At 52.5% G+C, this 11,193-nt stretch carries 10 protein-coding genes; 2 read left to right on the top strand and 8 right to left on the bottom strand.

From position 1 onward, the window contains the following. Nucleotide 1 precedes the first annotated feature (1 nt). Genes C2M36_RS02935 through C2M36_RS02920 form a run of 4 tightly spaced genes read right to left on the bottom strand, consistent with a single transcriptional unit; the run spans nt 2 to nt 2,922 of the window. The gene (locus C2M36_RS02935) at nt 2-559 is read right to left on the bottom strand and encodes a Maf family protein (RefSeq protein WP_199883007.1); all 558 of its coding nucleotides are present in this window, start codon (nt 557-559) and stop codon (nt 2-4) included. Nucleotides 560-561: 2 nt separating this feature from the next. Beyond that, on the bottom strand, nt 562-1,038 hold the full coding sequence (gene mreD / locus C2M36_RS02930) for a rod shape-determining protein MreD (protein WP_105188023.1): 477 nt from the start codon (nt 1,036-1,038) through the stop codon (nt 562-564). Then, entirely contained in the window at nt 1,031-1,879 is an 849-nt protein-coding gene (gene mreC / locus C2M36_RS02925) for a rod shape-determining protein MreC (RefSeq protein ID WP_105253627.1), read from the bottom strand. Before mreC ends, mreD begins: the two co-directional genes overlap by 8 nt. Next, nucleotides 1,879-2,922 (bottom strand): rod shape-determining protein, encoded by a 1,044-nt coding sequence (locus tag C2M36_RS02920; protein ID WP_105253626.1) that lies wholly within the window; start codon nt 2,920-2,922, stop codon nt 1,879-1,881. Before C2M36_RS02920 ends, mreC begins: the two co-directional genes overlap by 1 nt. A gap of 399 nt (nt 2,923-3,321) precedes the next feature. Between C2M36_RS02920 and C2M36_RS02915 the strand changes: the two genes are divergently transcribed. Further along, nucleotides 3,322-4,230 (top strand): 1-aminocyclopropane-1-carboxylate deaminase/D-cysteine desulfhydrase, encoded by a 909-nt coding sequence (locus tag C2M36_RS02915; protein ID WP_105253625.1) that lies wholly within the window; start codon nt 3,322-3,324, stop codon nt 4,228-4,230. On the opposite strand, the gene C2M36_RS02910 is transcribed toward C2M36_RS02915, so the two are convergent. The 4 genes from C2M36_RS02910 to C2M36_RS02895 all read right to left on the bottom strand — a co-directional run bounded on the left by C2M36_RS02910 (nt 4,214) and on the right by C2M36_RS02895 (nt 8,025). Further along, on the bottom strand, nt 4,214-4,717 hold the full coding sequence (locus tag C2M36_RS02910) for an EAL domain-containing protein (RefSeq protein ID WP_105253624.1): 504 nt from the start codon (nt 4,715-4,717) through the stop codon (nt 4,214-4,216). The genes C2M36_RS02915 and C2M36_RS02910 overlap by 17 nt on opposite strands. Before the next feature lie 5 nt (nt 4,718-4,722). After that, a complete protein-coding gene (locus tag C2M36_RS17055) occupies nt 4,723-5,796 on the bottom strand; it encodes an EAL domain-containing protein (protein WP_105253623.1) in 1,074 nt (357 codons plus the stop codon). A gap of 197 nt (nt 5,797-5,993) precedes the next feature. Further along, nucleotides 5,994-6,638: a single-stranded DNA-binding protein gene (gene ssb / locus C2M36_RS02900; protein ID WP_105253622.1), complete on the bottom strand. Its 645-nt coding sequence runs from the start codon at nt 6,636-6,638 to the stop codon at nt 5,994-5,996. A 19-nt stretch (nt 6,639-6,657) separates the two neighbouring features. Continuing rightward, nucleotides 6,658-8,025 (bottom strand): MFS transporter, encoded by a 1,368-nt coding sequence (locus C2M36_RS02895; RefSeq protein ID WP_105253621.1) that lies wholly within the window; start codon nt 8,023-8,025, stop codon nt 6,658-6,660. Nucleotides 8,026-8,320: 295 nt separating this feature from the next. Here C2M36_RS02895 and uvrA point away from each other — a divergent pair, with 295 nt between their 5' ends. Continuing rightward, complete coding sequence (gene uvrA, locus C2M36_RS02890; RefSeq protein WP_105253620.1) at nt 8,321-11,146, top strand: excinuclease ABC subunit UvrA; 2,826 nt, start codon at nt 8,321-8,323, stop codon at nt 11,144-11,146. Nucleotides 11,147-11,193 lie beyond the last annotated feature (47 nt).

Raw genomic sequence — 11,193 nt, 5'->3', positions numbered from 1 at the left:
GCTAAAATTCAGCTAGTAATTTTTGTGTCTCATACAAAGGTAACCCCATCACCGCAAAATAGCTACCGCTAAGGTGGGTGACAAAAGCCCCCGCGCGCCCTTGAATGCCGTAGCCTCCGGCCTTGTCATGCGGTTCGCCACTGTGCCAGTAGGCGGCTATTTCCGCTTCGCTCAGTTGCTTGAAGGTGACCTGAGTGCGTACCACCACACTCCTAGTGTGCTCTGTGTCCGCCAGGGCCACCGCGGTCAGCACCTCATGACTGCGGCCACTGAGTTGGCCCATCATGCCTGCAAAGTCGTCAAAGTCACGCGGTTTACCCATGATTTGCCCGTCGCATACCACCACGGTATCGCTGCCCAGCACCGGGCGGTCGTGATAGCCAAGAGCAACGCCGGTTTCAGCCTTGAGGCGAGCCAGTCGCTCGGCCAGTGCCAAGGCGCTTTCGCCATTCAGGGGGCGCTCGTCGGCATCCACGGAAAACTGTTCAAATTCAACGCCCAGTTGCGCTAAAAGCTCGCGGCGCCGAGGCGACTGCGAGGCAAGATAGATTGGCTTCATGATTAACGGATCCGAAAATGACGTCGGTATTTACGCAGCAGCAAAAACAGCCAGGGCCAACAAATGGCACCGGTTAATACCGGCCACAGGTATTGTGGCGAAAAGTAGACATCCAAAAGAAAGTGATGGAGCCAGAACTGCAACAGGTGATGCAAGGCCAGGAATACGGCCACTAATAAGCCTTGCTGCCAAATCGAAAAATTACGCAGCTTTTGGTAATTGCTGGCGGTGATGTAGATGGTCACCGCGTAGGTGAGCGAGTGCACCCCAAGCGGAGAGCCGGTAGCCAGGTCGATGATCAACCCGGTTACCCAGGCTGCACCGATATTGACGCGGTGTGGCAGGGCCAAAGACCAATACATCAAAACCAGAAGTACCCAGTCGGGACGAAACGATTCCATGGAAATCGGCAAGGGCATCAGCGCCATCACCAAGGAGAAAAAGACGCTTAAGACAATGAGCCCATACTGCTTACTCATCGATCTTTACCTCTTGCATCTGGGGTGTATCGGTTAACACCAGCAATAGTCGAATGCGATCGAGCTGCGCCACTGGCTGCGCGTAGATTTGCGCAAAGGGGCGACCCTCATCACGATTAATATGGGTTACCACAGCAACCGGATAGCCCTCGGGAAAGCGCTCCCCAAGTCCCGAACTTAACAGCACATCGCCAATGCGAATATCCAAGCTATGGGGGACATGAGAGAGTTTAACGCTGGAGATCTTACCCATGCCCTCAACCACGGTGCGCACATTGTTGCGCAGCACTCGCACCGGGGTAGCATGGGTGGTATCGGTGATCAGCAAGACGCGGCTGGTGCTAGCGCCGACCTGGATCACCTGACCAACCACACCCAGCTCATCGATAACAGCCAGGCCTTCGCGCAAACCATCCGAGGTCCCTTTATTGATCACCACCTGGTGACTGTAAGGATTCGAGTGTACGGATAACACCTGGGCAACCAGTTTACCTTGCTGCTGTCGTGGATTTGAACCCAATAAGGCGCGCAGCTTTTCGTTTTCCTGGGCCAAGAAGGCATATTGCTGCAACTGTTCGCTTTGCAATAATTGCTTGTTTTTTAGGGCTTCGTTTTCTTTTAGCAGTTGATCGCGGGAGGTCAGATTTTTAGCGCTGGTCGAAAGCAACTCATAGGGAAGATTAGCCAGATAAAGCAAAGGACTGACCAGGGTATTAAGCGAGGTACGGACTGCGGTTCCGCCGCTGGTGTAGCGATCCCCAAGGATAAGTATGACACTAAGCACAACTGCGATGGTTAATCGCAGTTGCATTGAAATAGTGCGACCAAATAATAGATTCATTAGTCGTAGCTAAATACGTCACCACCGTGCATATCGATCATTTCCAGGGCTTTACCGCCGCCTCGAGCCACACAGGTCAGAGGATCGTCGGCCACCACTACAGGGATGCCGGTTTCTTCCATCAGTAAGCGATCCAAATCTTTCAGTAGTGCGCCACCGCCGGTTAAGACCATGCCGTGTGCAGAAATATCCGATGCCAACTCTGGCGGCGATTGCTCCAGCGCCACCATCACGGCACTCACTATGCCCATTAACGGCTCTTGTAGGGCTTCTAGGATCTCGTGCGAGTTCAGTGTGAACGAACGCGGCACACCTTCGGCCAGGTTACGACCACGTACTTCGATTTCTTTCACTTCGTCGGTCTTAAAGGCCGAACCGATCTCATGCTTGATTTGCTCCGCCGTGGCTTCACCGATCAGGCTACCAAAATTACGACGTACATAGTTGATAATGGCTTCATCAAACTTATCACCACCGATGCGCACCGATGATGAATACACAACACCGTTCAATGAAATAATGGCAACTTCCGTGGTACCACCACCGATATCGACCACCATAGAACCCGTTGCTTCAGATACCGGTAATCCGGCACCAATGGCTGCCGCCATCGGCTCTTCGATAAGGTACACCTCGCGGGCACCGGCTCCCATGGCCGACTCGCGAATAGCACGTTTTTCAACCTGAGTAGCGCCACAGGGCACACAAATTAGGACTCGTGGGCTAGGACGCAAGAAATTATTGTTGTGCACTTGCTTAATAAAGTGCTGAAGCATTTTTTCGGTCACATAAAAATCGGCGATAACGCCGTCTTTCATGGGACGAATGGCTTTAATATTACCCGGAGTACGCCCTAGCATTTGTTTTGCTTCAGTTCCCACCGAAGCCACACTTTTCGGTCCACCAGCACGTTCTTGGCGAATGGCTACTACCGAAGGTTCGTTAAGGACGATGCCTTCTTCTTTTACATAAATCAGGGTATTCGCTGTACCCAAGTCGATCGATAGATCGTTGGAGAAAAGACCACGGAGTTTCTTGAACATGGGACTGGTTGACCTTTGAAAATTCTTATTATCTGAAAGCTTGGGACACTTTACCAATGCAACTGCGTCGCGGCAACATAAAGCTTGCTTTGGTTTCTAAAAAACAGCGCGTTAAGCGCCGTATGTGCACAACTTTGACGGCATCTGGCGACATACGCATAAAGTAGTATAGTGCTGACCCGCCTGCGACAAGCTGCGCAAAGCAATGCACGACAGCTCTACTTCTTCAGCGCAGGCGCCGCCATTGGGCGCCCATTGTCCACCTCTGCGCTTAACAGTAGCTGACTCTGGGATAAAAGTGTCGGATCCTAGGTTGAGACTGGCTTTTACCCTGGTTGCAACGGATAATAGCGCAGCATCCACATTGTAAATACCCATAGCGAGTAAACAGGGTTACCCATGAACCTGGTCGAAAATACAATCCCCGAATCCCCCCTGCAGCAGATTCAGGATGCGTTGCTAACCAAACACGGTGTTCGCTTAAGTATTAAACGTGACGATTTGCTGCACCCCATTATCCATGGCAACAAGTGGCGTAAGTTAAAGTACAACCTGGTCGCCTTCGCTCACTCCGGAAAATCGGAACTGCTGACCTTTGGCGGCGCCTTTTCCAATCACCTTTACGCCAGTGCTGCCGCCGGCAAAATATTCCGCCTTTCAACGAGAGCCATAGTACGCGGCCCGCAATTGGATCAACGTAACCCGACGCTACGCTTCGCCAAGGCCTGCGGCATGCAACTGCATCCAGTCACTCGCATCGAATATCGCCAGCGCAATAGCCCGGAGTATCTAGAGCAATTACAGCAGCGCTTTACCAAGGCTTTTATCCTACCCGAAGGCGGAACCAATGCCGCTGCCTTAAAGGGGGTCGCTGAGCTGGCCAATAGCCTGCCGGAACATCAGTTTTTAGTCTGTGCCACCGGCAGTGGCGGCACCCTGGCGGGGTTGCTGTCCGGGCAAACACAGACCCAGGTCATGGGCATAGCGGTATTGAAAAATGCCGAATACCTAAAAACGCAAATCGCCAAGCTGCAACCTAGTCCCAACTGCGATTGGCGTTTACTCTGTGATCATCACGATGCTGGTTATGGACGTTTTAGCCCCGAGCTATGGCGCTTTTGCCAATGGTTCGAACGCACCCACAAGGTGCCCCTCGAGCCCATCTACAGCGGTAAAATGCTCTATGCCCTCTGGCAATTGATAGAGCAGGACTACTTTCCCAGTGGCAGTCATATTATTGCCATTCATACTGGTGGTTTGCAGGGCAAGGACGGGCTCAGGTATCGCGGCCTTATTGGGGCAAATTGAAGGCGCTAAGTTGATTTATGGTGCCGGTAAAATAAAAACCTTGCGCGCCTTGCACTCCCAGCTGTTTAAGTACCTCGGCCTGTTGATGGCGCTCAATGCCGACCGCGTAAACAGTGATCCCCAAACGCTGAGCATTGGCGACATAAGATAAAACCCGGCGCAGAATATGCCTGTCCGTATCCACATGACTGATCAATTCGCTAGCCAACTTAATCGCCTTAATGGGCACCTTCAGGGTGTTTAAAGCATCGGTGGGCCACTTGCTTAACTGATCAACAATAACGCCACGCTGGCAGGGCGGAGTACTTTTTAAACGCTTAGCGATCAGCCTGGGTTGTTTGGCCAACAAGGCCGCCGGGCATTCCAAGCAGACCCTGGGGTGTTGCTCTAAAAACTCCCCTAAACGCCGCCAAAAATCGTCATCAAGCCAGGAGCTGGGGTGAATATTTAAACTAATATCGGCCAGGAGCTGCTCGCTCTTAAGCATGGTTTCTAACGCCTGAGTACGGCAATATCCACGCTGCGCGCGGCACTTTCGGGCGTGCTGTGACTGAGTAAATACTCGGGAGAAATAAGCCCAAGCTGAGGGTGGCGAATGCGCAGCAGGGTTTCGTGATGAATAATTTCCTCATTGTACAAGTCGAACACCGGCTGGAAGAAACACACGAATTGCTCGTTGTTGATGGCATCGACCAAGGAACACGACTTGGCGGCCAGTAACATGGAGTGATTATGACTAAAGGGAATGCGGTAACAATGTTTATGTTCACTCTGGCGAGCCAGTGCTAGTGCCGATTGGCAAAGCTGGTACACCACCGCCTGATCGGCACCACTGCGATAGTTACAGAGACCGACTTTGACCTCGGAACGACGTAGATCGGGCAATAGACTACGGCAGCATTTTAGCGCCATGGCACTGAAATTTTGCAGGTGACTCTCCAGCTGCTTATAGGCCACCTCTTTAACCGTAATGGCAAAGCAACCCGAATTAAGTATGCTCACCGACACCCGTTGCTGATGCTGCAACTGTTCTTGCAGCAGGGCTTCGAATAAACTGGCAATCCCGGACGCCACCGAGCTCAAACGCTGGCAATAAACAATAGCAAAAACGCTCTGATGAAGCTGGTTGACTCCCAACATATTGGCACTGGCCGGGGGCGTGTCTTTATCAGCGGCTTCTTTTTTCTGTCCGCCGTTACGAGTCAGCGCCCTGGCCGAACGCCACTCGGTCTCGCGCAGCCAATGTACCGTGCGCCATAAGAAAATAAGCAACAAGACATTAATGGCAATAAACCAATGGCTGTGCTGCAGCCACAATGGCTTACTGTAAACCTTGAGCGACCCTGAGCTCAATGCCAGATCAAATTGCACCGGCATCACAAAGCTGCCCTTTTGCGCCTTGCTCGATAAGCCATAAGGCTCCAAGGCCGAGGACACAACCTGCTCACTGACACTGCCCAATTGCTCAAGCCGTGTTTCCAGTTGCTGTAATTGTGATTGCCGTTCCTGCATCAAGGCCCACACCAAAATGGCGTTGATCAACACCATCACCAGTGCTCCAATCATGCAGGTTAAGCCAAGCCTTTGATACTTTGTAAAAATGGACAAACCCAAGGTCTATTAGTCTTAGTTACTCATGACTAAAGTGTTGTCCATGTATAGGGGAAGCTCAAGTGCGAGACCATAAAAAAGCCCCGTATTACGGGGCCTTCAGAAGAAACTATCTAGATTTCAATAAGCTTGCTTAAGCAAGCCGATTCACCTTAGAACGGAATATCGTCATCGAAATCGATTGGTGGTTCCATTGGGTTAGCAGCGCCACCTTGAGGAGCATTTTGTGGCTTAGGAGCAAAGCCGCCTTGTTGGCCACCTTGCTGGCCACCTTGTTGTGGAGCAGCTTGCTGCATGCCTTGGTTACCCTGCTGTGCATAGCCTTGCTGTTGTGATTGGCCATAACCACCACCTTGCTGGCCACCCTGGTTTTGTGCCTGGCCGCCACCGAAGCCGCCTTGCTGTTGACCACCTTGGTAACCGCCTTGGCCGCCACCTGGATTCTCACCACGACCGCCCAGCATCTGCATTTTGCCGTCGAAACCGTCGACCACGATTTCCGTGGTGTATTTTTCCTGACCGCTTTGGTCGGTCCATTTACGAGTTTGTAATTTACCTTCAATATAAACCTGTGAGCCTTTACGTAAGTACTCGCCGGCTACCTCGGCCAATTTACCGAACAATACCACGCGGTGCCATTCGGTACGCTCTTGCATTTGACCCGTGTTCTTATCCTTCCAGCTGTCGCTGGTCGCGATGCTAATGTTAGCAACGCCATTGCCGTTAGGCATGTAGCGAACTTCAGGGTCTTGACCCAGGTTGCCCACTAAAATCACTTTATTAATACCGCGCGCCATGGATATATACTCCTACTTTTTACGCTGAGGCGACCAGCTCTTGAGCCGCCTGTAAATCAAATTTCTTCTCGTCTACCTTAAGGTAGCTACGGTTTTCATCACATACCACCGTGGCTTCAAGCACGCCCGGTAGCTCCACCAATTGCGCCGCTAATCGTTGTGCATCCTGTTCGCTGCCAACTGCACTTAGCAAACTGATAATTTTACTACGCGGCGGTACTCGCATTTTTACAGCAATGACGAACCATATTAACCCAACCAAGGCGGCGGCCGCAAACACCATCTCAGGGGTGCCACGCTGAGCCACAAAACCACCCAGAATACCGCCCAAAAAGGCCCCGATAAACTGGGATGATGAGAACACGCCCATGGCCGAACCCTTTTGGTTAGCCGGAGACTGACGCGATACCAGGGCAGGCATGGTCGCCTCTAAAAAGTTAAAGGCGATAAAATACAACACCATACACAGGGCTATCATATAGACAGAGCTGGCTCCAATCACCAAGCCCAGCATACTGGCAGTCAACATCAGGATGGCCACCAAAAACAGTGTTTTTTCCTTTTGCTTGGCCACCGCTACTATCATCATAGGCACCATAAGCACAAAAGATAAAATAAACACAGGAATATACAGCTGCCAATGCTGAGCAGCTGGTAAACCGTCTTTAATTAGCTGCGGCGGCAAGGATACAAAAATGGTGGTCAGGGTTAGGTGCAAAAACAACACCCCCAAGTCCAAACGGGCCAGATCCGGATGACGGATCAGCTTACCCACATCCGCCAAGGTCACCGAGGTTTCCCCCTTTGGGGCCCGGTTAACCGCACTCGGTACCAGCCACACAACAATGGCCATTCCCACCAGCGCCAGTGCTGCCGTTAACCAAAAAATACCGGAGACACCAAAGCTGGCCGCCACCATGGGACCGAGCAACATGGCTATCGCAAAGCTCATGCCGATGCTCATGCCAATCACCGCCATCACCTTGGGGCGCTGTTCGTCGCGGCTTAAATCGGCGGCCAAGGCCAATAAGGCACTGGCAATAGCACCCATGCCCTGCAGCGCTCGCCCCAGGGTCAGCATATACATGGACTCTGCTAAAGCCGCGATCACTGAGCCCAGAGTGAAGATAATTAATCCGGCAATAATAATGCGTTTACGACCGAAGCGGTCGGATAGCCAGCCCATAGGAATTTGCAGCAGCGCCTGCGTGAGGCCGTAAGCGCCGATGGCAAGCCCGATCCACAAAGGCGAAAAGCCACTGAGATCCTGACCATAAATGGCCAGCACCGGCATCAACATAAAGAGGCCAAGCATACGAAAGGCAAAGACGCTCGCCAGCGACAGCGCGGCGCGCTTTTCAACACTATTTAAATGGGATGCAGACATGACGGATTAATAATCAGCTGATGACAAATACTATCTTGGCCGGCGATGATAGCATAATCGCCCGCCATTAGGACATGCCTGGCAACGAATTTAGCCAGAGCCAAGGCATGAATAAGAGCCGCTTTGCGGCGCCTTAAGTTGCCACCCGGATCATTCAAGAGTGATCCAAATCTCCCGGACTTGCTTATAAGCTAAGCGCGTGTCGGCCAGACGAAAGGACAAGAAAGCGTCGCTAAGTAATGCCAAACTATGCGATACTTACAGGTTAATAAGCAGCTCGGGAAACAGGCGGAGAATGGATAATATCGAAGTTCGCGGTGCACGCACCCATAACCTCAAAAACATCAACCTAACCATACCTCGGGATAAGTTGATCGTCATTACCGGATTATCGGGCTCGGGCAAATCGTCCCTCGCCTTCGACACCCTGTATGCCGAAGGGCAAAGACGATATGTGGAGTCCTTATCGGCCTACGCGCGTCAGTTTTTGTCGCTGATGGAAAAGCCCGATGTGGATCATATTGAAGGCCTGTCGCCGGCTATTTCCATCGAGCAGAAGTCGACTTCCCATAACCCGCGTTCAACCGTGGGCACCATCACCGAGATATACGATTACCTGCGTTTGTTGTTTGCCCGCGTTGGCGAGCCACGCTGTCCAACCCATCACCTGCCGTTGGCGGCGCAAACCATCAGCCAGATGGTGGATCACGTCCTAGCCCTGCCCGAGGGCAGCAAGCTGATGTTGTTGGCACCCGTGGTGAAAAACCGTAAGGGTGAGCATGTTAAGCTGCTTGAGCAACTGGCAGCACAAGGCTATATCCGCGCTCGCATCGATGGTGAAGTCTGTGACCTGTCCGATCCTCCGCCGTTAGAGCTACATAAAAAGCACACCATAGAAGTGGTGGTTGACCGCTTAAAGGTGAAAGAAGGGCAGCAACAACGTTTAGCCGAGTCCTTCGAAACCGCGCTGGAGCTCTCCGGTGGCGTTGCCCAGGTGGCCGCCATGGATGATTCCCTTGAAGAAGAGCTGGTGTTCTCCGCCAACTTTGCCTGCCCAAGCTGCGGCTATGCCATGAGCGAGCTTGAGCCAAGACTATTCTCCTTCAATAACCCGGCCGGTGCCTGTCAAACCTGTGATGGTCTAGGTGTACGCCAGTATTTCGACCCTCACCGTGTGGTGCATAACCCCGAGCTAAGCCTCGCCGGTGGTGCCATTAAGGGCTGGGACAAGCGCAGCTTCTACTATTTCCAAATGCTGCAATCTGTGGCCGAGCATTATCAATTTGATTTGGATACGCCCTTCCAAAATTTAAGTGATGAGGCCAAAAAGGTGGTACTGGAGGGTTCTGGCAAGGACAAGGTCGCCTTCCATTATCGTAACGACCGCGGCGATCTAATCACCCGTAATCATGAATTCGAGGGCGTGCTCAATAATATGCAGCGCCGCTACCATGAAACCGAGTCCAATTCGGTGCGTGAGGAGTTGGCCAAGTATCAAACCTCACAGGCCTGCCCCAGTTGCAGCGGCTCACGCTTACGTCAGGAAGCACGTAACGTCTTTATCGACGAGACTAACCTGCCTAAGGTGACCCTGATGAGCATAGGCCAGGCCTTCGACTATTTCGACAGCCTGGAATTCAGTGGCCAAAAAGCACAGATTGCCGATAAGATCCTTAAAGAAATTCGCGACCGCTTATCCTTCTTAGTCAATGTCGGCCTGAACTATTTATCCCTGGAGCGCAGTGCCGATACCCTCTCCGGGGGCGAAGCCCAGCGTATTCGTCTAGCCAGCCAGATAGGTGCCGGCCTAGTCGGGGTTATGTATGTGTTGGACGAGCCTTCTATCGGCTTGCACCAGCGCGATAACGACCGCCTGCTGCAAACCCTGACGCGCCTGCGCGACCTCGGCAATACAGTACTAGTGGTGGAGCACGATGAAGACGCCATTCGCGCCGCCGACTACATTATCGATATCGGCCCGGGCGCCGGTGTCCATGGCGGCCACGTGGTGGCCGAAGGCTCGCGCGACGACATCATGAATAATCCGGACTCGTTAACCGGCCAATACCTCAGCGGCGTCAAGGAAATCGCCGTGCCCAAGGAGCGCCACCCGACTAACGAGAAATGGCTGGAACTGTTTGGCGCCACCGGCAATAACCTCAAGAATGTCGACTTGCGCATCCCATTCGGCCTGATGACCTGTATTACCGGAGTCTCCGGTTCGGGTAAGTCGACCCTGGTTAATGACACCTTGTTTAAGGTGGCACACACCGAGCTCAACGGCGCCACCGCGGTTGAGCCGGCGCCGCATAAAGAAATTACCGGCCTGGATCATTTCGATAAGGTTATCGATATCGACCAAAGCCCTATCGGCCGTACGCCACGCTCAAACCCGGCCACCTATACGGGTATTTTCACCGCCATACGTGAACTTTTCGCCGGCACTCAAGAGTCACGCTCGCGTGGCTACAAGGTAGGTCGCTTTAGCTTTAACGTTAAGGGCGGACGCTGTGAGGCCTGTCAGGGCGATGGCGTGATCAAGGTGGAAATGCACTTCCTGCCGGATGTGTATGTGCCTTGCGATGTGTGTCAGGGCAAACGCTATAACCGCGAAACTCTGGAAGTCCTCTACAAGGGTAAAAACATCCATCAGGTGCTGGAAATGACGGTGGAAGACGCGCGCGAATTTTTCGATGCCATTCCTGCTATCAATCGTAAGCTGCAAACCCTGATGGATGTGGGCTTGTCCTATATTCGCCTGGGACAGGCGGCAACCACCTTATCCGGCGGTGAGGCGCAGCGTGTGAAACTGGCCCGAGAGCTGTCCAAGCGCGACACGGGTAAAACCCTGTATATCTTGGATGAGCCCACTACCGGCCTGCACTTCCATGATATTCAGCAACTGCTGACGGTATTGCACCGCCTGCGCGACCACGGCAATACCATAGTGGTGATTGAGCATAACCTGGATGTGATCAAAACCGCCGACTGGATTGTTGATTTGGGGCCGGAAGGCGGCAGCGGTGGCGGTGAAATTCTCGTCGCCGGTACCCCGGAAGAGGTAGCTGCACATGAGCGCTCCCATACCGGGCACTATCTCAAGCCATTGTTGGCAAAATAAGCAATTAAGGGGTAAAGTCTGAATAAATAAAGAAAATATTCAGGCTT

It is taken from the genome of Pseudoalteromonas sp. T1lg75, assembly GCF_002964705.1.
Classification (GTDB): Bacteria; Pseudomonadota; Gammaproteobacteria; order Enterobacterales; family Alteromonadaceae; genus Pseudoalteromonas.
The sequence above is the reverse complement of the archived record's forward strand: the minus strand, read 5'-3'. Positions and strand labels throughout refer to the sequence as shown.

Bases quoted from the DNA above. Each gene is read 5' to 3' on its own strand.
- C2M36_RS02935 (WP_199883007.1), bottom strand. From the start codon at position 559: ATGAAGCCAATCTATCTTGCCTCGCAGTCGCCTCGGCGCCGCGAGCTT.
- mreD (WP_105188023.1), bottom strand. From the start codon at position 1,038: ATGAGTAAGCAGTATGGGCTCATTGTCTTAAGCGTCTTTTTCTCCTTG.
- mreC (WP_105253627.1), bottom strand. From the start codon at position 1,879: ATGAATCTATTATTTGGTCGCACTATTTCAATGCAACTGCGATTAACC.
- C2M36_RS02920 (WP_105253626.1), bottom strand. From the start codon at position 2,922: ATGTTCAAGAAACTCCGTGGTCTTTTCTCCAACGATCTATCGATCGAC.
- C2M36_RS02915 (WP_105253625.1), top strand. From the start codon at position 3,322: ATGAACCTGGTCGAAAATACAATCCCCGAATCCCCCCTGCAGCAGATT.
- C2M36_RS02910 (WP_105253624.1), bottom strand. From the start codon at position 4,717: ATGCTTAAGAGCGAGCAGCTCCTGGCCGATATTAGTTTAAATATTCAC.
- C2M36_RS17055 (WP_105253623.1), bottom strand. From the start codon at position 5,796: ATGATTGGAGCACTGGTGATGGTGTTGATCAACGCCATTTTGGTGTGG.
- ssb (WP_105253622.1), bottom strand. From the start codon at position 6,638: ATGGCGCGCGGTATTAATAAAGTGATTTTAGTGGGCAACCTGGGTCAA.
- C2M36_RS02895 (WP_105253621.1), bottom strand. From the start codon at position 8,025: ATGTCTGCATCCCATTTAAATAGTGTTGAAAAGCGCGCCGCGCTGTCG.
- uvrA (WP_105253620.1), top strand. From the start codon at position 8,321: ATGGATAATATCGAAGTTCGCGGTGCACGCACCCATAACCTCAAAAAC.